The sequence below is a fragment of the Streptomyces sp. NPDC020917 genome (assembly GCF_044333795.1).
GTDB lineage: Bacteria > Actinomycetota > Actinomycetes > Streptomycetales > Streptomycetaceae > Actinacidiphila.
Genome location: NZ_JBIRRR010000024.1, coordinates 42,390 through 61,759, shown reverse-complemented (window position 1 = coordinate 61,759; position 19,370 = coordinate 42,390). Strand labels below are relative to the sequence as shown.

15 protein-coding genes are annotated in these 19,370 nt (G+C 73.8%); 10 read left to right on the top strand and 5 right to left on the bottom strand.

Annotation, left to right across the window (positions count from 1 at the left end; all coding sequences use genetic code 11):
* Window positions 1-62: 62 nt before the first annotated feature.
* The 6 genes from ACH4TG_RS35220 to ACH4TG_RS35195 all read left to right on the top strand — a co-directional run bounded on the left by ACH4TG_RS35220 (window position 63) and on the right by ACH4TG_RS35195 (window position 9,882).
* Window positions 63-1,556, top strand: coding sequence for a 3' terminal RNA ribose 2'-O-methyltransferase Hen1 (locus ACH4TG_RS35220; RefSeq protein WP_398246732.1), 1,494 nt, complete (start codon window positions 63-65; stop codon window positions 1,554-1,556).
* On the top strand, window positions 1,553-4,105 hold the full coding sequence (locus ACH4TG_RS35215) for a polynucleotide kinase-phosphatase (RefSeq protein ID WP_398246731.1): 2,553 nt from the start codon (window positions 1,553-1,555) through the stop codon (window positions 4,103-4,105). The genes ACH4TG_RS35220 and ACH4TG_RS35215 overlap by 4 nt, the downstream gene beginning before the upstream one ends.
* Before the next feature lie 66 nt (window positions 4,106-4,171).
* Window positions 4,172-5,395: an arginine deiminase gene (locus ACH4TG_RS35210; protein ID WP_398246730.1), complete on the top strand. Its 1,224-nt coding sequence runs from the start codon at window positions 4,172-4,174 to the stop codon at window positions 5,393-5,395.
* A 102-nt stretch (window positions 5,396-5,497) separates the two neighbouring features.
* Window positions 5,498-6,496: an ornithine carbamoyltransferase gene (gene argF / locus ACH4TG_RS35205; protein ID WP_398246729.1), complete on the top strand. Its 999-nt coding sequence runs from the start codon at window positions 5,498-5,500 to the stop codon at window positions 6,494-6,496.
* A 126-nt stretch (window positions 6,497-6,622) separates the two neighbouring features.
* Window positions 6,623-7,450, top strand: coding sequence for an enoyl-CoA hydratase family protein (locus ACH4TG_RS35200; RefSeq protein ID WP_398246728.1), 828 nt, complete (start codon window positions 6,623-6,625; stop codon window positions 7,448-7,450).
* Window positions 7,451-7,611: 161 nt separating this feature from the next.
* Window positions 7,612-9,882, top strand: a complete 2,271-nt coding sequence (locus tag ACH4TG_RS35195) for a bifunctional salicylyl-CoA 5-hydroxylase/oxidoreductase (RefSeq protein ID WP_398246812.1) — start codon at window positions 7,612-7,614, stop codon at window positions 9,880-9,882.
* 89 nt (window positions 9,883-9,971) lie between these two features.
* Here ACH4TG_RS35195 and ACH4TG_RS35190 read toward each other — a convergent pair whose 3' ends face one another.
* Together ACH4TG_RS35190 and ACH4TG_RS35185 are read right to left on the bottom strand one after the other, a co-directional pair.
* The gene (locus tag ACH4TG_RS35190) at window positions 9,972-10,784 is read right to left on the bottom strand and encodes a PaaX family transcriptional regulator C-terminal domain-containing protein (RefSeq protein WP_398246727.1); all 813 of its coding nucleotides are present in this window, start codon (window positions 10,782-10,784) and stop codon (window positions 9,972-9,974) included.
* 22 nt (window positions 10,785-10,806) lie between these two features.
* Complete coding sequence (locus ACH4TG_RS35185) at window positions 10,807-12,405, bottom strand: AMP-binding protein (protein WP_398246726.1); 1,599 nt, start codon at window positions 12,403-12,405, stop codon at window positions 10,807-10,809.
* A gap of 95 nt (window positions 12,406-12,500) precedes the next feature.
* Between ACH4TG_RS35185 and ACH4TG_RS35180 the strand changes: the two genes are divergently transcribed.
* Together ACH4TG_RS35180 and ACH4TG_RS35175 are read left to right on the top strand one after the other, a co-directional pair.
* Entirely contained in the window at window positions 12,501-13,694 is a 1,194-nt protein-coding gene (locus ACH4TG_RS35180) for an acyl-CoA dehydrogenase family protein (protein ID WP_398246725.1), read from the top strand.
* Window positions 13,691-14,089, top strand: coding sequence for a RidA family protein (locus ACH4TG_RS35175; RefSeq protein ID WP_398246724.1), 399 nt, complete (start codon window positions 13,691-13,693; stop codon window positions 14,087-14,089). The genes ACH4TG_RS35180 and ACH4TG_RS35175 overlap by 4 nt, the downstream gene beginning before the upstream one ends.
* A gap of 150 nt (window positions 14,090-14,239) precedes the next feature.
* Here ACH4TG_RS35175 and ACH4TG_RS35170 read toward each other — a convergent pair whose 3' ends face one another.
* Window positions 14,240-15,058, bottom strand: a complete 819-nt coding sequence (locus ACH4TG_RS35170; RefSeq protein ID WP_398246723.1) for a DUF2785 domain-containing protein — start codon at window positions 15,056-15,058, stop codon at window positions 14,240-14,242.
* A 99-nt stretch (window positions 15,059-15,157) separates the two neighbouring features.
* The gene (locus ACH4TG_RS35165) at window positions 15,158-15,991 is read right to left on the bottom strand and encodes an alpha/beta fold hydrolase (RefSeq protein ID WP_398246722.1); all 834 of its coding nucleotides are present in this window, start codon (window positions 15,989-15,991) and stop codon (window positions 15,158-15,160) included.
* 302 nt (window positions 15,992-16,293) lie between these two features.
* Between ACH4TG_RS35165 and ACH4TG_RS35160 the strand changes: the two genes are divergently transcribed.
* Together ACH4TG_RS35160 and ACH4TG_RS35155 are read left to right on the top strand one after the other, a co-directional pair.
* On the top strand, window positions 16,294-16,884 hold the full coding sequence (locus ACH4TG_RS35160; RefSeq protein ID WP_398246721.1) for a hypothetical protein: 591 nt from the start codon (window positions 16,294-16,296) through the stop codon (window positions 16,882-16,884).
* Window positions 16,885-16,950: 66 nt separating this feature from the next.
* A complete protein-coding gene (locus tag ACH4TG_RS35155) occupies window positions 16,951-17,772 on the top strand; it encodes a class I SAM-dependent methyltransferase (protein WP_398246720.1) in 822 nt (273 codons plus the stop codon).
* Between the two features lie 26 nt (window positions 17,773-17,798).
* Here the strand turns inward: ACH4TG_RS35155 and ACH4TG_RS35150 are convergent, their stop codons facing one another.
* Window positions 17,799-19,328: a UDP-N-acetylglucosamine 1-carboxyvinyltransferase gene (locus tag ACH4TG_RS35150; protein WP_398246719.1), complete on the bottom strand. Its 1,530-nt coding sequence runs from the start codon at window positions 19,326-19,328 to the stop codon at window positions 17,799-17,801.
* Between the last annotated feature and the right edge of the window lie 42 nt (window positions 19,329-19,370).

Here is a 19,370-nt window from a genome sequence, read left to right as displayed (position 1 = left end):
CGCAGGGCCCCGGGAGGAAAAGGGCTGGTCGGTGGAGCGGGCGGGCGGGGATACTCGGGCGGGTGTTCCTGACCATTTCCACCACTGGCAACGCGGCGGCACCGGCCACCGACCTCGGCTTCCTGCTGCACAAGCACCCGGACAAGGCGCAGGCCTTCTCCACGTCGTACGGCGACGCCCACGTGTTCTACCCCGAAGCCTCGGCGGAACGGACCACGGCGGCGCTGCTGCTGGAGGTCGATCCGCCCGCGCTGCTGCGGCGCGGCCGCGGCAAGGGCCGCGGCGGCGCGCCCGACGCGGCGCTCGCACAGTACGTCAACGACCGCCCGTACGCGGCGTCGTCGCTGCTCGCGGTCGCGCTGCGCACCGTGTTCTCCAGCGCGCTGAAGGGCGAGTGCCGCAGCCACCCCGAGCGGGCGGCGGTCGCGCTGCCGCTGCGCGTCGAGGTGCCGGCGCTGCCGGCCCGCGGCGGCGCTCCGCTGGTCGGCCGCCTCTTCGAGCCGCTCGGCTGGCAGGTGACCGCAGAACCGGTGGCGCTCGACGGCCGGTTCCCCGAGTGGGGCGACTCCCGCTACGTGGCGCTGACCCTGGAGGGCGAGCTGCGGCTGTCCGACGCGCTGCGGCACCTGTACGTGCTGCTGCCGGTGCTGGACGACGCCAAGCACTACTGGGTCTCGGAGGACGAGGTCGACAAGCTGCTGCGGTTCGGCGAGGGCTGGCTGCCGCACCACCCCGAGCAGCCGCTGATCACCAGCCGCTACCTGTCCCGCCGCTGGTCGCTGACCCGGCAGGCGAGGGAGCGCCTGGAGCTGGCCCGGCTGGCCGACGCCGACGACGTCGAGGTCGAGGAGCTGGACAACGCGGTCGAGCCCGAGGCGCCGGAGGAGGCCGAGGAGCGCCCCACCCCGCTGGCGGTGCAGCGCCGCGAGGCGATCCTGGCCTCGCTGCGCGACGCCGGTGCCGCCCGGGTGCTCGACCTCGGCTGCGGCCAGGGCCAGTTGGTGGCGGCGCTGCTGAAGGATCCGCGGTTCACCGAGATCACCGGCATGGACGTGTCGGCCCGTGCGCTGGACATGGCGGCGCGGCGGCTGCGCCTGGACCGGCTGGGGGAGCGCCAGTCGTCCCGGGTCTCCCTGATCCAGGGCTCGCTGACCTACACCGACCAGCGGCTGAAGGGCTATGACGCGGCGGTGCTGTGCGAGGTCGTCGAGCATGTCGACCCGCCCCGGCTGCCGGCGCTGGAGTACGCGGTGTTCGGCGCCGCACGGCCGCGCACCGTCGTGGTGACGACCCCGAACGCCGAGTACAACGTGCGCTGGGAGTCGCTGCCGCACGGCCACGTCCGGCACGCCGACCACCGCTTCGAGTGGAGCCGCGGTGAGTTCGCCGGCTGGGCGCACGCGGTGGCCGAACGGTACGGCTACACCGTGGCGTTCGTGCCCGTCGGCCCGGACGACCCCGAGGTCGGACCGCCGACCCAGATGACGGTGTTCACCCGCACCGACAACCCGAAGAACGCGAAGAACCCGAAGAACCAGAAGGAGGCAGCGGCATGACCGAGCCGTCCGCCACTCCGCGCACCCTGCCGGTCACCGACCTGTCCCTGGTGGTGCTGATCGGTGCCACCGGCTCCGGCAAGTCCACGTTCGCCGCGCGCCACTTCCGGCCCACCGAGGTCATCTCGTCCGACTTCTGCCGCGGCCTGGTCAGCGACGACGAGAACGACCAGAGCGCGACCACCGACGCGTTCGACGTGCTGCACTACATCGCGGGCAAGCGCCTGGCGGCCGGCCGCCGCACGGTCGTCGACGCCACCAGCGTGCAGCCCGAGTCCCGCCGGCAGCTGATCAGGCTGGCCCGCGAGCACGACGTGCTGCCCATCGCCATCGTGCTGGACGTGCCCGAGCAGGTGTGCGCCGAGCGCAACGCCGCCCGCCCCGACCGGGCCGCGCTGCCCCGCCACGTCGTCCAGCGGCACCAGCGCGAGCTGCGCCGCTCGCTGCGCGGCCTGGAGCGCGAGGGCTTCCGCAAGGTGCACGTGCTGCGCGGCACCGCGGAGATCGACGCGGCGCAGGTGGTCACCGAGCGCCGGTACAACGACCTGACCCATCTGACCGGCCCGTTCGACATCATCGGCGACGTGCACGGCTGCAGCGCGGAACTGGACTCGCTGCTCACCGCCCTCGGCTACCGCGACGGCGTGCACCCCGACGGCCGCACCGCCGTGTTCGTCGGCGACCTGGTGGACCGCGGCCCGGACAGCCCCGGCGTGCTGCGCCGCGTCATGTCCATGGTCGCGGCGGGAACCGCGCTGTGCGTCCCCGGCAACCACGAGAACAAGCTGGGCCGATGGCTCCGGGGCCGCCAGGTCCAGCACACCCACGGACTGGCCGAGACCATCGAGCAGTTCGAGCGCGAGGATGCCCGGGACCCGGGGTTCCGCGAGCGGGTGCGGGAGTTCGTCGACGGCCTGGTCAGCCACTACGTCCTGGACGGCGGTCGGCTGGTGGTCTGCCACGCCGGGCTGCCGGAGAAGTACCACGGCCGCACCTCGGGCCGGGTGCGCTCGCACGCCCTGTACGGCGACACCACCGGCGAGACCGACGAGTTCGGCCTGCCCGTGCGCTACCCGTGGGCGGAGGACTACCGCGGCCGCGCCGCCGTGGTCTACGGCCACACCCCGGTGCCGCGCACCTCGTGGATCAACAACACGCTGTGCGTGGACACCGGCGCGGTCTTCGGCGGCCGGCTGACCGCGCTGCGCTGGCCGGAGCGGGAGATCGTCGACGTGCCCGCCGAGCGGGTCTGGTACGAACCGGCCAAGCCGCTGCAGACCGAGGCGCCCGGCGGACGGGAGGGCCGCCCGCTGGACCTCGCCGACGTCACCGGCCGGCGCGTCGTCGAGACCGGGCAGATGGGCCGGCTCGCGGTGCGTGAGGAGAACGCGGCCGCGGCGCTGGAGGTGATGAGCCGCTTCGCCGTCGACCCGCGGCTGCTGGCCTACCTGCCGCCGACGATGGCGCCGTGCGCCACGTCCCAGCAGGACGGCTACCTCGAGCACCCGCTGGAGGCGTTCGCCGCCTACCGCGAGGACGGGGTGCGCCGGGTGGTGTGCGAGGAGAAGCACATGGGGTCGCGCGCGGTGGCCCTGGTCTGCCGCGACGAGGCCGTGGCCGCCGAGCGGTTCGGCATCGAAGGCGTGACCGGCGCGCTGCACACCCGCACCGGCCGGCCGTTCTTCGACGACCCGCGGGTCACCGAGGAGGTGCTGGCCCGGCTGCGTGCCGCGGTCACCGCGGCCGGCCTGTGGGAGGAGTTCGGCACCGGCTGGCTGCTGCTCGACGCCGAGCTGCTGCCCTGGTCGCTGAAGGCGTCCGGGCTGCTGCGCAAGCAGTACGCGGCGGTCGGCGCGGCCGCGGGCGCGGTGTTCCCGCCGGCGCTGGCCGCGCTGGAGTCGGCGGCGGGCCGCGGCACCGACGTGTCGGCGCTGCTGGCCCGGCAGCGGGAACGCGCCGCGGACGCGGGCGCCTTCACCGACGCCTACGGCCGCTACTGCTGGACGACCGACGGCCTTCAGGGCGTGCACCTGGCGCCGTTCCAGCTGCTCGCGGTCCAGGGCCGCAGCCTGGCCGCGCTGCCGCACGACCGCCAGCTCGCCCTGCTGGACCGCCTGGTGGAGGCCGATCCGTCCGGGCTGCTGCGCACCACCGGCAGGCTGGTGGTGGACACCGAGGACGAGGCGTCGGTGGCGGCCGGCGTCGCCTGGTGGCTGGAGCTGACCGGCGCGGGCGGCGAGGGCATGGTCGTCAAGCCGCTGGACGCGCTGGTCCGCACCCCGGGCGGTCGGCTGGTGCAGCCCGGCATCAAGTGCCGCGGCCGGGAGTACCTGCGGATCATCTACGGTCCCGAGTACACCCGGCCCGAGCACCTGGCGCGGCTGCGCGGCCGGTTCCTCGGCCACAAGCGGTCGCTGGCGCTGCGCGAGTACGCGCTGGGCCTGGAGGCGCTGGACCGGCTGGCCGGCGGCGAACCGCTGTGGCGGGTGCACGAGGCGGTGTTCGCCGTCCTCGCCCTGGAGTCCGAGCCGGTCGACCCGCGACTGTGACCGACCCCTCGGACCCGGGCGGCGTCCCGGCGTGACGGCGGGGGAAAAGTGGGAAGGTCTGGTCCCATGGGATTCCACGTCGATTCCGAGACCGGGCGGCTGCGCAGCGTCATCCTGCACCGCCCGGACCTGGAACTGAAACGCCTCACGCCGACCAATAAGGACGCCCTGCTCTTCGACGACCTGCTGTGGGTGCGGCGGGCGCGCGCGGAGCACGACGGGTTCGCCGACGTGCTGCGGGACCGCGGTGTGCAGGTCCACCTTTTCGGGGACCTGCTCACCGAGTCCCTCGCGGTGCCCGAGGCGCGGCGGCTGGTCCTTGACCGGGTGTTCGACGAGAAGGAGTACGGCCCGCTGGCCACCGACCGGCTGCGGGCCGCCTTCGACGAACTGGCCCCGGCCGAGCTGACGGAGGCGCTGGTCGGGGGGATGACCAAGCGCGAGTACCTGGAGCGCTTCCCCGAGCCGGTGTCGGTCCTCTTCCACGCCATGGACCTGGACGACTTCCTGCTCAGCCCGCTGCCCAACCACCTGTTCACCCGCGACACCTCGGCCTGGGTCTACGACGGGGTGAGCATCAACGCGATGCGCTGGCCGGCCCGGCAGCGCGAGACCGTGCACTTCGAGGCGATCTACCGGCACCATCCGCTGTTCGCCGGCGGCGGCTTCCACGTGTGGTCCGAGGGCCAGAGCGCCTACCCCTCGACGATAGAGGGCGGCGACGTGCTGGTGATCGGCCAGGGCGCGGTGCTCATCGGGATGAGCGAGCGCACCACGCCGCAGGCGGTGGAGATGCTGGCGCGCGGCCTGTTCGCGACCGGTTCCGCGCAGACCATCGTGGCCCTGGACATGCCCAAGCGGCGGGCGTTCATGCACCTGGACACCGTGATGACCATGGTCGACGGCGACACCTTCACGCAGTACGCGGGCCTGGGGATGCTGCGCTCGTACACCATCGAATCCGGCGGGGAGCCCGGCGAGCTGAAGGTCACCGACCACCCGCCGGAGCACATGCACCGGGCCATCGCGGCTGCCCTCGGCCTGGACATGATCACCGTGCTCACCGCGACCCAGGACGTGCATGCCGCCGAGCGCGAGCAGTGGGACGACGGCTGCAACGTGCTGGCGGTGGAGCCGGGGGTGGTCGTCGCCTACGAGCGCAACGCGACCACCAACACCTATCTGCGCAAGCGCGGGATCGAGGTCATCGAGATCCCCGGCAGCGAGCTGGGACGCGGCCGGGGCGGTCCGCGCTGCATGAGCTGCCCGATCGAGCGGGACGCGGTGTGACCGGGACCACCGGCGGCCCCACCGGGAGGGCCTGTATAAACATGCCTACTATCGTATAGAGTTCCAGTGTCCCGACCGCGCGCCCCACCTAGGAGTACCCGCATGGCCGTCGACCTGAAGGGCCGGCACTTCCTCAAGGAACTGGACTTCACCGCTGAGGAGTTCCGCCACCTCGTGGAGCTGGCCGCGGAGCTGAAGGCCGCGAAGAAGGCGGGCGCGGAACAGCAGCGACTGCGCGGGAAGAACATCGCGCTGGTCTTCGAGAAGACCTCCACCCGCACCCGCTGCTCGTTCGAGGTCGCCGCCGCCGACCAGGGCGCCGCCTCCACCTACCTCGACCCCTCGGGCTCGCAGATCGGGCACAAGGAGTCGGTGAAGGACACCGCCCGCGTGCTGGGCCGGATGTTCGACGGCATCCAGTACCGCGGCCACGGCCAGACCGTCGTCGAGGAACTCGCCGCTCACGCCGGGGTCCCGGTGTGGAACGGCCTCACCGACGAGTGGCACCCCACCCAGATGCTGGCCGACGTGCTCACCATGACCGAGCACAACCCCAAGCCGCTCGGCGAGATCGCCTACGCCTACCTCGGTGACGCCCGCTCCAACATGGGCAACTCCCTGCTGGTCACCGGCGCGCTGCTCGGCATGGACGTGCGCATCGCCGCCCCGAAGGGCCTGTGGCCGGACGCCGACGTGGTCGCCGAGGCGCGCCGGCTGGCCGAGGGCTCCGGCGCCCGGATCACCCTCACCGACGACGTCGAGGAGGGCGTCAGCGGCGCCGACCACATCCACACCGACGTGTGGGTGTCGATGGGCGAGCCCAAGGAGATCTGGGACGAGCGGATCACGCTGCTGCACCCCTACGCGGTCACCGCGGACGTCATGCGGGCGACCGGCAACCCGCAGGCGACGTTCCTGCACTGCCTGCCGGCCTTCCACGACCTGGGCACCGTCGTCGGCCGGGAGATCCACGCCCGCCACGGACTGGACTTCCTCGAGGTCTCCGACGAGGTCTTCGAGTCCGCGCAGTCGGTGGTCTTCGACCAGGCGGAGAACCGCATGCACACCATCAAGGCGATCATGGTGGCCACCCTGGGCTGACGCCAGGGCCTCCTGTCCCGGCTCCGCAGCCGGGACGGGACGGCGGCCACGGCGAGCACGGCATGTCTCGTGTTGCTGACGACGGTCACGAACAGGTGATACCGTCGATCGCGAGGAGGCCGCGCCATGAGTCCGCATCCCAGCTCCGCGAGCCCCACCGGCCACTGGCGCCATCTGCGCCTGGACCGCTCCGAGGGCGTCGTCACCGTCACGCTCGACCGCCCCGGCAAGCTCAACGCCCTCACCTTCGGCGCCTACGCCGACCTGCGCGACCTGCTGCCGGAACTGGCCCGCGAGGGCGAGACCCGCGCGCTGGTCCTCGGCGGTGAGGGCCGCGGCTTCTGCTCCGGCGGCGACGTCGACGAGATCATCGGCGCGACCCTCGCGATGGGCGCCGGCGACCTGCTGGACTTCACCCGCATGACCGGGCAGGTCGTACGGGCGCTGCGCGAGGCACCCTTCCCGGTCATCGCCGCGGTGCACGGCATCGCCGCCGGCGCCGGCGCGGTCCTCGCGCTCGCCTCCGACTTCCGGATCGTCGAGCCCACCGCGCGGTTCGCGTTCCTGTTCACCCGGGTCGGGCTGGCCGGCGCCGACATGGGCGCCGCGTACCTGCTGCCGCGCATCGTCGGACTGGGCCACGCCACCCGGCTGCTGATGCTCGGCGACACCGTCGACGCGGCCGAGGCCGAGCGGATCGGGCTGGTGAGCCAGACCGCGCCGGAGGGCGGCGCCGACAAGGCCGCCGCCGAGCTCGCCCGCCGGCTGGCCGACGGCCCCGCGCTCGCCCACCAGCAGACCAAGGCGCTGCTCACCGCCGAACTCGACATGCCCCTGGCCGCGGCCGTCGAGATGGACGCCGCCGCGCAGGCGCTGCTGATGACCAGCGCCGACTACGCCGAGTTCCACGCCGCGTTCACCGGCCGGCGCGCACCCGAGTGGAAGGGCCGCTGACCGTGGCCGCGCCCGGCAGCGGCCCCGGCTCACTCACCGGAACCGGCCCGGACCCCGGCTCAGTCACCGGAACCGGCCCTGGCTCAGGCACGGAAACCGGCCCCGGCTCACTCACCGGAACCGGCCCGGATCCCGGCTCCATCACCGGCCCCGGCACCGGCCTGCGGATCGCCGTCATCGGCGGCGGCCCAGGCGGCCTGTACGCCGCCGCCCTGCTCAAGCGGCTCGACCCGGCCCGCTCGGTGACCGTGTGGGAACGCGGCGCGCCCGAGGACAGCTTCGGCTTCGGCGTGGTGTTCTCCGACGAGACCCTCGGCGGCATCGCCCAGGCCGACCCGGTCCTGCACGCCGCCGTGCAGCGGGAGTTCGTCCGCTGGCAGGACATCGTGATCCACCACCGCGGCCGGTCGGCGCGCAGCGGCGGCCACGGCTTCGCGGCGCTCGACCGGAGGAGGCTGCTGGTCCTGCTCGCCGAGCGCTGCCGCGACCTCGGCGTGCAGGTGCACGTCCGCACCGCCGCCCCGCCGGCCGCCGAACTGGCCGCCGGCTACGACCTGGTGGTCGCCGCGGACGGGGCGCGCAGCGCCACCCGCGGCGCGCACGCCGAGGCGTTCGGGCCCCGGCTCACCCCGCACGACTGCCGCTACATCTGGCTGTCCGCCGAACTGCCGCTGGACGCCTTCCGGTTCGAGATCCTGGAGACCCCGCACGGCGTGATGCAGGCGCACGCCTACCCCTACCGCGCGGACGCCGCGACCTTCATCGTCGAGATGACCGAGGAGGTCTGGCGGCGCGCCGGGTTCGACACCCTGGACGAGGCCGGCAGCATCGCCGCCTGCGAGAAGCTCTTCGCGCGCCTGCTCGACGGCCGTCCGCTGCACGGCAACCGCTCGCGCTGGCAGCACTTCACCACCGTCGTCAACGAGCGGTGGCGGGACGGCAGCACGGTGCTCCTCGGCGACGCCGCGCACACCGCGCACTTCTCCATCGGCTCCGGCACCAAGCTGGCCATGGAGGACGCCCTCGCGCTCGCCGCCTGCCTGCGCGAGCACCCCGACACCGCCACGGCCCTCGCGGCCTACGAGGCCGAGCGGCGGCCGGTGGTGGCGAGCACCCAGCGCGCGGCCCTGGCCAGCCTGGAGTGGTTCGAACGGCTCGCGCAGTACGTCGACCAGCCGCCCCTGCAGTTCGCCTTCAACCTGCTCACCCGCAGCCGCCGGGTCACCCACGACAACCTGCGGCTGCGCGACCGGGCGTTCACCGACACCGTCGAGGCGTCGTTCGGCGCACCGCCCGGCACCCCGCCGATGTTCACCCCCTTCAGCCTGCGCGGCCTGACCCTGCGCAACCGCGTCGTGGTCTCCCCGATGGACATGTACACCGCCATCGACGGCATGCCCGGCGACTTCCACCTCGTCCACCTCGGCGGGCGGGCGCTCGGCGGCGCCGGCCTGGTGATGACCGAGATGGTGTGCGTGAGCCCCGAGGGCCGCATCACCCCGGGCTGCACCGGCCTGTGGAACGACGAGCAGGAGGCGGCGTGGCGGCGCGTCGCCGGCTTCGTGCACGCCTCGGGCCAGGGTGCGGCCATCGGGCTGCAGCTCGGCCACAGCGGCCGCAAGGGCTCGACCCGGCTGATGTGGGAGGGCATCGACCAGCCGCTGCCGGACGGCAACTGGCCGGTCGCGGCGCCCTCGCCGCTGCCCTACCGGCCCGGTGTCAACCAGGTGCCGCACGCCCTGACGCCCGCCGAACTCGCCCGCATCCGGGACCAGTTCGCGGCCGCCGCGGAACGCGGTGCCAGGGCCGGCTTCGACCTGCTCGAACTGCACTGCGCGCACGGCTATCTGCTGTCGTCGTTCCTCTCCCCGCTCACCAACCACCGCACCGACGCCTACGGCGGCGACCTGACCGGCCGGCTGCGCTTCCCGCTCGAAGTCCTGGACGCGGTACGGCGGGTGTGGCCCGGCGACCGGCCGCTGAGCGTCCGCATCTCCGCCACCGACTGGGCGCCCGGCGGCACCACCGGCGACGACGCGGTGCACATCGCCCGGGCGCTGGCGGCGCACGGCGCCGACGCCGTCGACGTCTCCACCGGCCAGGTCGTCCCGGACGAGGCCCCGGCGTACGGCCGCTCCTACCAGACGCCGTTCGCCGACCGGATCCGCAACGAGACCGGGCTGCCGGTCATCGCGGTCGGCGCGATCTCCTCCTGGGACGACGTCAACTCCCTGCTGCTGGCCGGCCGCGCCGACCTCTGCGCGCTCGCCCGGCCGCACCTGTACGACCCGCACTGGACGCTGCACGCCGCCGCCGAGCAGGGGTACGAGGGCCCGGCCGCGCCCTGGCCGCCGTCCTACCGCGCCGGGCGCCGCCCGCCGCCCATCGGCCGCACCGACGCCCCCAAGCCCCGCCTGACGCTGGACGGCTGACCGGCCGCAGCAGCGCAAGGCCCGGGGCCGCCCCAACCGCCGCCCCAACCGCCGCCTCCCCCCGCGGCCGGTTCCGCGCGGACCCGCGGCTACTCGTGCACGAAGCGCGCGCCGCGGTCCCGCAGCAGGGCGTGCAGGCGGTCGAAGACCTCCGCGGAATGGGCTCCGGGCCAGCCGTCCGGCAGCAGGTCCGGGGGCAGCCCGGGGTCGGCGTAGGGCAGCCGCCGCCAGGAGTCCAGGGCCCGCAGGTAGTCGCGGAAGGCGAGGTCGGGGCCGGGCGGCCGCGCCGACCAGCGCTCCAGGACCGGCTCGTGCGCGGCCAGGAAGCCGCGGTGCAGCTCCGCCAGCGCGTCCAGGTCCCACCAGCGGCGCACCGCCTCGGCGGTGGGGTCGAAGCCGGCGTGCGAGCCGTGGAACAGGTCCACGTACCCGGCCAGGCCCAGGCGCTCCAGGGTGTGCCGGGTCTCCTCGTGCAGCGCCGCGGGCGCGATCCACACCCCGGGCGCCGCCTGCCCGAACCCCAGCCCGGCCAGCCGGGACCGCAGCAGGTGCCGTTTGGCCCGCTCGGACTCCGGGACCGAGAACACCACCAGCAGCCAGTCCGCGCCGGTCTCCGGCCGGGCGCCGTAGATCCGCCGGTCGCCGTCGGCGAGCAGCTGCCGGGCGTCGTCCGACAGCCCGTACGCGGCCGCCCCGGACTCGCGCCGCGACACCAGCAGCCCGCGCCGCTTGAGCCGCGACACCGCCGAGCGCACCGACGGCGCGTCCACCTCGGCCGCGCCCATCAGCCGGATGAGCGTCGCCACCGGGACGCTGCCGCCCAGTTCCGACCGCCCGTAGGCGCCGTAGAAACTGAGGATGAGCGAACCGGGCGTGTGCGCGGGGCGCGGGTCGTCGGTCACACGATCACTTTATGTGGCAGGGTCAGGTCACGTCGCGCAGCCGGAAGCGCTGCAGCTTGCCGGTGGGGGTGCGCGGCAGCTCGGTCAGGAAGCGGAATTCGCGCGGGCACTTGTAGGGCACCATGACGCTCTTGGCGAAGCGGCGCAGTTCCTCGACCGCCGGGTCACCGGACGCCACGCCCTCGTGCAGCACCACGAACGCCCGCACCACCTGGCCGCGTTCCTCGTCCGGCACCCCGATCACCGCGGCCTCCTTCACGTCCGGGTGCCGCAGCAGCGTCTCCTCGACCTCGGGCCCGGCGATGTTGTAGCCGGCCGAGATGATCATGTCGTCGGCCCGTGCCACGTAGCGGAACCAGCCGTCGATGTCCCGGACGTAGGTGTCGCCGGTGAGGTTCCAGCCGGCCCGCACGTACTCGGTCTGCCGCGGGTCGGCCAGATAGCGGCAGCCGGTCGGGCCGCGTACCGCCAGCAGGCCCGGCTCGCCGTCCGGTACCGGCTGGAGCGAGGCGTCCACGACCTGCGCCGCGTATCCGGGCACCGGCCGGCCGGTGGCGCCGGGCCGGGCCTCCTGCCCGGCGGCGGAGATGAAGATGTGCAGCATCTCCGTCGAGCCGATCCCGTTGACCAGCCGCAGGCCGGTCCGGTCGTACCAGGCCTGCCAGGTCGCGGCCGGCAGGTTCTCGCCCGCCGACACGCAACTCCGCAGGCTCGTGAGGTCGTACGCGCCGGCCTCGGCGAGCATCGCCCGGTAGGCGGTCGGCGCGGTGAACAGCACAGTGACCTTGTGGTCCTCGACCGCGGCCAGCAGCTCCGCCGGCCCGGCCTTCTCCAGCAGCAGTGTCGAGGCGCCCACCCGCATCGGGAACACCACCAGGCCGCCCAGGCCGAAGGTGAAGCCCAGCGGCGGGCTGCCGGTGAACAGGTCGTCGGCGGCCGGCCGCAGCACGGTCGCGGAGAAGGTGTCGGCGATGGCCAGTACGTCGCGGTGGAAGTGCAGGCAGCCCTTGGGCCGGCCGGTGGTGCCCGAGGTGAAGGCGATCAGCGCCACGTCGTCCGACGAGGTCGGCACCGGGTCGTAGACGGCCGGCTGCGTCCGCGCCCGCCGCAGCAGGTCGTCGTCGCTCCCGCCCCCGTACGCCGTGATCCGCAGCTCGGGCACCGCGGCCTTCACCAGCTCGCCGGTGAAGCGGTGGTCGCACAGCGCGTACCGCACCTGCCCGATGTCGCACACCTCGGCCAGCTCGTGGGCCCGCTGGGCGGCCAGGACCGTCACCGCGACGGCGCCCGCCTGCAGCACCGCCAGCCAGCAGGCCACCAGCCAGGGGGTGGTGGGCCCGCGCAGCAGCACCCGGTTGCCGGGCACCACGCCGAGCTCCCCGGTCAGCACGTGCGCGATCCGGGCGGACTGCTCGCGCAGCTCCCGGTACGACCAGCTCTGCCCGTCCGGGGTGCGCAGGCACACCGCGTCGTCGTCACCGCCGGCCAGCAACTCGGCGGCGCAGTTGAGCCGTTCCGGGTAGTCCGGGATGTTCTCCAGGACCGGCCACTGTCCGGGCGGGGGCAGATGATCGCGCGCGAACGTGTCCACATGGGCTGAGGGCAGCAGGTCCAGGTCCATGGCGGCAGAGCCCCTCGTCGGCACCTGAAGGCGGACGTTTTTCAGCGTAACGTGTTCATGACGGCAGTCAACAGAACGCGATAAGGGTGTGAGTGATGGATTCTTCTGAGCACCCCGTTCCCCGATTCGGGCTCGACCCGGACCGCGCGGCATGGTCCGAGGAGGTGCGCGCGACCGCGCGGGAGCGCCTGCGCCCGCTCGCCGCCGAGCCGCTGACGGACCCTGGGGCCAGCCTGGCACCGCCACCCCCCGCCGCACCCGCCGGAGCGGGCGGCCGGGTGAACCGGCCCCTGCTCGCCGCGCTCGCCCGCGCCGGGCTGATCGCCCGCGCCCTGCCCGAGGACCGGCCGCCCTCCGCGCTCGACCTGTGCGTGCTGCGCGAGTCGCTCGCCCGCGAGTGCACCGAGGCCGAGACCGCGCTCGCCCTGCAGGGCCTCGGCGCCCACCCGCTGCTGAGCGCGCCCGAGGTCGCCGCGCGCTGGCTGCCGGAGGTGGTGGCCGGGCGGGCCGTCGCGGCCTTCGCGCTCACCGAGGAGGGCGCCGGATCCGACGCCGGCGCCCTCCAACTGGCCGCGGAACCGGACGGCGACGGGCGCTGGCGGCTGACCGGCGGCAAGTGCTGGATCTCCAACGCCCCCGAGGCCGACGTCTACACCGTCTTCGCCCGCACCCGCCCCGGCACCGGCGCCCGCGGCGTCACCGCCTTCGCCGTGCCCGCCGACCGGCCGGGGCTGACCGGCGAGCCGCTCGACATGCTCTCCCCGCACCCCATCGGACGGCTCGCCTTCGACGGGGTGCCGGTCTCCACCGCGGACCTGCTCGGCGAGGAGGGCCACGGCTTCCGGGTCGCGATGACCACCCTCGACCTGTTCCGGCCGAGCGTCGGCGCGTTCGCGGTCGGCATGGCGCAGGCCGCGCTGGACGCGGCGGTGGCCCACGCGGACCGGCGCACCGCGTTCGGCGGGCCGCTCAGGGACCTGCAGGCCGTCTCCCACCCGCTCGCCGAGATGGCCACCCGTATCGAGGCCGCCCGCCTGCTGGTGTACGCGGCGGCGGCCGCCTACGACGAGGGCGCGCCCGACGTCACCGCCCGCGCCGCGATGGCCAAGCTCTACGCCACCGAGACCGCCCAGTTCGCGGTCGACGCCGCCGTGCAGATCCACGGCGCCCGCGCGCTGCACCGCGGCCACCTGCTGGAGCACCTCTACCGCGAGGTGCGCGCGCCGCGGATCTACGAGGGCGCCAGCGAGGTCCAGCGCACCATCATCGCCCGGGAGCTGTACCGATGACCCTGCACCGGATCAACCCCGCCGGCCTCGCGCCGGCCACCGGCTTCTCGCACGCCGTCACCGCGACCGGCGGCACCCTGGTGATGCTCGCCGGACAGACCGCCCTGGACGCCGCGGGCACGGTGACCGGCGACGACCTGCCCGCGCAGTTCGCCCGCGCGCTGGCCAACCTGCTGACCGCGCTGCGCGCCGCCGGCGGCACCCCCGCCGACCTGGCGCGGGTCACCGTCTACACCACCGATGTCGCCGCCTACCGGGCGCATGCCCGCGAACTCGGCCGCATCTGGCGGGAGTCGGCGGGCCGCGACTACCCGGCGATGGCGGTGGTCGGCGTGGTCCGCCTCTGGGACGAGCAGGCCCTGGTCGAACTCGACGGCATCGCCGTCCTGCCGTGAGGGGTCGTGCGCCGAGGAGGTCCCGCTCCGGCGCGTCCTGTGCAGGCGCGTCCCGTTCCGACCGCTCCCCGCCGTGACGGCGGCCCGGTCCGGCGATCGCCCGGCCCCGGCACCCGCCCGCGGACCGGGCGTTCCTCGGGCGGGGCCGGCTCAGCCCAGCCAGGCGTACGGCAGGCGCAGCACCTCCAGCACCCGGTCGGCCACGACGGCGGCGTGCGGCGGGACGCCGCCGTCGGCGAGGCCGCGGGTCAGATGGAGGTGCAGGGACTGCAGCGTGGCGAAGGTGTTGAAGGCCCACGGCGGGACCGCGCCGGGACCGCCGCCCTCGAACGCCGCGGTCACCACGTCCAGCCACCCGGTCGCCCGGCCGGCGTCGAGTCCCGGTGCCAGCAGGATGCGGGTGATCGCCGCGGCCAGCCGCGCGTCCTCCAACTGCACGTAGCGGTAGCCGGTGTCGCCCGCCGTCATCCGGCGCGCGCACAACTCCAGCAGGTCCGCGCGGTGTTCGGGCAGGGCGGTGGCGAACGCCGCGGCCGCGTCGGCGCCGTGGGCGACGGCGTGCAGCCACCCCGACCGGTCGTCCCAGCCGCGGGTGTCGGGCTCGGCCGGATACCAGGCGGCGAACTGCCCGTACCAGCGCCGCACCGCGGACTCGGGCAGCGCCGCCGGTGCCTCCGGCCCGCGCTTCAGGAGGCACGTGAGGATCAGCGGCGCGAACGTGCGCGCCTGCACGTCGGGATGGGTGAAGCGCTCCGCCGCGGTGTCGCCCATCGACGTCAGCACCGCGTCGAGACGCCCGGCGCGGATCCACTGCGCGGCCGCGGTGTAGGCGTGGTCGTCCCGCACCGTCGGGTCGGGCGACACCAGCATCGCCGCCAGCTCCGCGGCGACCAGCTCCGCGGGCACTCCCGCCGGGAACGGGAAGCCCGCGCCGGCGACCGCCGGCCAGTCCACAAGATCCGTACGCATCGCGCCACCCTGCCACGCGACCCGCGCCCTTGTCACCGGCCGGGGGTACCACCGCGCTCATGGACAGCGGTCACCCGACCCCGCTCGCGCCGGCACCCCTCACGTGGAGAGGAAGTCCATCAGCGCCGGGTTGACGACCTCCGGGTGGGTCCAGGCCACGTTGTGGGGGCCGCCCTCGACCGTGACGAAGGTCAGGTCCTTGATGAGGTCCGGCAGCCGCGCCGCGGTGTTGGGGTAGGGGAGGATCCGGTCCGCGTTGCCGTGGATCAGCAGCGTGGGGACGTCGAACTTCGGCAGGTCCTCGCGGAAGTCGGTGAGCCAGGTGTCGACGCACGCGTGCGCCGCGTAAGGGGACGCCGCCACGGCCACGTTGAAGCTGTTGTTCCACGCCTGCTCGCTGATGCGGGTCCCGCTGTAGGTGTCGACGTTGTAGAAGTTGTCGAGGAAGTCCTTGAAGTACGCCGGGCGGTCGGCGAGCACCGCCGCCTTGATGCCGTCGAACACCGAGGCGTCCACGCCCTCCGGGTTGTCGTCCGTCTTGAGCAGGAACGGCGGGATGGCGCCCATCAGCACCGCCTTGCGGACCCGGCCCGAGCCGTACCTGCCGAGGTACCGGGTGACCTCGCCGGTGCCCATGGAGAACCCGCAGAGGTCCACCTCCTGCAGCTCCAGGTGGTCGAGCAGCGCGTTGAGGTCGGCGGCGAACGTGTCGTAGTCGTACCCGACCGTGGGCTGGCTGGACTTGCCGAACCCGCGCCGGTCGTAGGTGACCACCCGGTACCCGGCCTCCAGGAGCACGCGCTCCTGCTTCTCCCACGAGGCGCCGTTGAGCGGGTAGCCGTGGATGAGGACGATCGGCCGGCCGCTGCCGTGGTCCTCGTAGGCGATGTCGATGGAGCCGGTGTTCTCCTGGCCGACGGTGACAAAGGGCATGGTGCACTCCGCTGTCGTCTCGTGTGCGTCGCGGACCGCCGACCTGCGTCGCGGCGGCTCGCCGAGCGCCCCCGGCACCCAACCTCTCCCTCCAGCGAACACCCGTCCGTACCCGCCTGCCACCCGGGCGCCGTGCTGGAGGTTCCTCCGACTGCTCAGAAGAAACTCTGAGCCAGCTTTGCCCGGCCCTTAACAGAAGTTGCTTTCGCACCGTGGGCCTCACAGACATCATGAGGTCGCCCCATCGCCAGGACCACCCAGGGCAATCGGACGCATCCCCCCCAAGGAAGGACCGGTGACCCATGGCCACCTACACGAACGCGGCTCGCGATGCCGCGCAACGTCCCTCGGCACCCTCCGGACCGCTGCTGCGCCGCCTGCACGGCGCGGCCGCGGTCCGTATCGCCTTCGGCCTCGTCTGGGCCGTCGACGCCTCGTTCAAGTGGCTGCCGGGCTTCATCCACGGCAAGACGCTCGACGACGAACTGGGCGCCGCCAAAACGGTCCGCACCCCCGTCCTGCACCAGTGGATCAGCCTGTGGCACTCGGTGGCGCAGTCCCACCCGGGGGCGTTCGCCGTCGGAACGGCCGTGGTGGAGACGTGCATCGCCTTGGGCATGGTCCTCGGAGTGCTGTCCAACCTGACGTTCGTCGGAAGTGCCCTGTACGCACTCGGTGTCTGGTCCGCGGCCGAGGCGTTCGGCCTGCCGTGGACCGAGCCCGGCATCACGGACACCGGCGTGATGGCCGGCTACGTCTTCGCCTCCCTCGCGCTTCTGTACGCCTGCGCCGGCGCGACGTGGAGTCTCGACGCACGCCTGCGGCCGTCGCTCGGCAAGGCCGTCTGGCTGAGCAGCCCCTCCCCGGAGGGGATCGCCGCGCACCTGGGATGAGTCCGCCGCCCGCGTGACGAGGGCGGCGGCGCCATGGCCGGCCCGGCCCTGGACAGGCTGCCGCGAATGACGACGACGACCACCCAGGAAGCGTTCCTGCGGGACTTCCACTCCCGCCATCCGGCCGTGACCGCACGGACGTTGGGCGCCGGCCGGGCCCCGGACGGCCGGTCCAGCTACGCGGCCCTGGCCGGACTGGTGGCCGGGTGCGGCCGCGTGCTGGACCTGGGGTGCGGCGACGGCCCGCTCCTGGAGATCCTCGCCCGGACCCGCGGCGGCCGGCCGACCGGCCTGGACCTCTCCCCGGAGGCGCTCGCGCTGGCCCGCCGCCGGCCCGCGCCGGCCGGCGCGCGCGTGGTGGAGGGCCGCGCCCAGCAGCTTCCGTTCGCCGGCGGCAGCTTCGACGCGGTGGCCTCCCACATGGCCCTGATGCTGATGGGCGACGTCGAGCAGGTCGCGGCGGAGGCGGCCCGGGTACTGGTCCCCGGGGGCGTGCTGGCCTGCGCGCTCGGCGGCGGGGCGGCCGGCGGCGAGGCGTACGAGCTGTTCCTCGCGCTGCTGCGCGCCACCGTCGGCGGCGCGCCGCCGAACCAGCGCATCCCCCCGCTCGGCGACCGCCGCACCCGCACCCGTGAGGGCTTCGACGCGCTCTTCACCCCGGCCGGCTTCGCCCCGTCCGACTGGCAGACCGTGCCGTTCGACCTGGGCGGCCCCGCCGAGCAGGTGTGGTCCACCGTCTCCGGCGTCTACGACCTCGCCCCGCTCGACGCGGCCGCCGTGGCGCGCCTGCGCGCCGCCTTCCTCACCGAGGCGGCCGCCCTGGCCGGACCCGGCGGCCGCGTCCCGTGCGCCTTCACGATGCACTTCGCGACGACCCGCCTGGTGTGAGGGCACGGGCCCCGTCAGCGCGGGGCTCAGATGTCGCGGAACGTCTCGATCTGCGCGCCGATCGAGTTGAGCCGCTCGGCCAGCTCCTCGTAACCGCGGTTGATGACGTAGACGTTGCGCAGTACCGAGGTGCCCTCGGCGGCCATCATCGCCAGCAGCACGACCACCGCGGGGCGCAGCGCGGGCGGGCACATCATCTCGGCGGCGCGCCAGCGGGTGGGGCCCTCGACCAGCACCCGGTGCGGGTCGAGCAGCTTGACCTGGGCGCCGAGCCGGGTCAGCTCGGTGAGGTAGATCGCGCGGTTGTCGTAGACCCAGTCGTGGATCAGCGTGGAGCCCTGCGCGGTGGCCGCGATGGCCGCGAAGAACGGCACGTTGTCGATGTTGATGCCGGGGAACGGCATCGGGTGGATCTTGTCGATGGGCGAGCTGAGCTTGGACGGGCGCACCGTCAGGTCGACCAGCCGGGTGCGGCCGTTGTCCGCCCGGTACTCCGGGGTGAGTTCGTGGTCCAGGCCCATCTCCTCCAGGACCGCGAGCTCGATCTCCATGAACTCGATCGGCACCCGGCGGATGGTCAGCTCCGACTCGGTGACCACGGCCGCGGCCAGCAGGCTCATCGCCTCGACCGGGTCCTCGGACGGCGCGTAGTCCACGTCGCGGTCGATGTGGCCGGTGCCGTAGACGGTCAGGGTGGTGGTGCCGATGCCCTCCACCCGCACGCCCAGCTCCTCCAGGAAGAAGCACAGGTCCTGGACCATGTAGTTGGAGCTGGCGTTGCGGATGACGGTGACGCCCTCGTGCCGGGCCGCGGCCAGCAGCGCGTTCTCGGTGACGGTGTCGCCGCGCTCGGTCAGCACGATCGGCCGGTTCGGCGCGATGTCCCGCTCGACCACCGCGTGGTACGAGCCGTCGGTCGCGGTCACGTCGAGGCCGAAGTGGCGCAGCGCGTTCATGTGCGGCTGCACCGTACGGGTGCCCAGGTCGCAGCCGCCGGCGTACGGGATGCGGAAGCGGTCGGTGCGGTGCAGCAGCGGGCCGAGGAACATGATGACGCTGCGGGTGCGGCGCGCGGCCTCGGTGTCCATGGCGTCCAGCTGCAGCTCGGCGGGCGGCACGATCTCCAGGTCGTTGCCGTCGTTGATCCACCGGGTGCGCACGCCGATGCTGCCGAGCACCTCCAGGATCCGGTAGACCTCCTCGATCCTGGCGACCCGGCGCAGCGTGGTGCGCCCGGCGTTCAGCAGGGTCGCGCACAGCAGCGCCACGCAGGCGTTCTTGCTCGTCTTGACGTCGATGGCGCCGGACAGCCGCCGCCGGCCTACCACGCGCAGGTGCATCGGCCCGGCATAGCCCAGTGAGACGATCTCGCTGTCCAGGGCCTCGCCGATCCGCGCGATCATCTCAAGGCTGATGTTCTGGTTGCCTCGTTCGATACGGTTCACCGCGCTCTGGCTGGTGCTCAGCGCCTCGGCGAGCTGTGCCTGTGTCCAGCCACGGTGCTGTCGTGCGTCACGGATGAGCCTGCCGATACGTGCGAGGTAGTCGTCGGTCATACCGCCGAGGCTATCTCATAGGTGAGATACGGCCATTCGGGG

Coding starts and splice junctions, on each gene's coding strand:
- ACH4TG_RS35215 (WP_398246731.1), top strand. CDS start 1,553: ATGACCGAGCCGTCCGCCACTCCGCGCACCCTGCCGGTCACCGACCTG.
- ACH4TG_RS35210 (WP_398246730.1), top strand. CDS start 4,172: ATGGGATTCCACGTCGATTCCGAGACCGGGCGGCTGCGCAGCGTCATC.
- argF (WP_398246729.1), top strand. CDS start 5,498: ATGGCCGTCGACCTGAAGGGCCGGCACTTCCTCAAGGAACTGGACTTC.
- ACH4TG_RS35200 (WP_398246728.1), top strand. CDS start 6,623: ATGAGTCCGCATCCCAGCTCCGCGAGCCCCACCGGCCACTGGCGCCAT.
- ACH4TG_RS35185 (WP_398246726.1), bottom strand. CDS start 12,405: ATGGACCTGGACCTGCTGCCCTCAGCCCATGTGGACACGTTCGCGCGC.
- ACH4TG_RS35180 (WP_398246725.1), top strand. CDS start 12,501: ATGGATTCTTCTGAGCACCCCGTTCCCCGATTCGGGCTCGACCCGGAC.
- ACH4TG_RS35175 (WP_398246724.1), top strand. CDS start 13,691: ATGACCCTGCACCGGATCAACCCCGCCGGCCTCGCGCCGGCCACCGGC.
- ACH4TG_RS35170 (WP_398246723.1), bottom strand. CDS start 15,058: ATGCGTACGGATCTTGTGGACTGGCCGGCGGTCGCCGGCGCGGGCTTC.
- ACH4TG_RS35165 (WP_398246722.1), bottom strand. CDS start 15,991: ATGCCCTTTGTCACCGTCGGCCAGGAGAACACCGGCTCCATCGACATC.
- ACH4TG_RS35160 (WP_398246721.1), top strand. CDS start 16,294: ATGGCCACCTACACGAACGCGGCTCGCGATGCCGCGCAACGTCCCTCG.
- ACH4TG_RS35155 (WP_398246720.1), top strand. CDS start 16,951: ATGACGACGACGACCACCCAGGAAGCGTTCCTGCGGGACTTCCACTCC.
- ACH4TG_RS35150 (WP_398246719.1), bottom strand. CDS start 19,328: ATGACCGACGACTACCTCGCACGTATCGGCAGGCTCATCCGTGACGCA.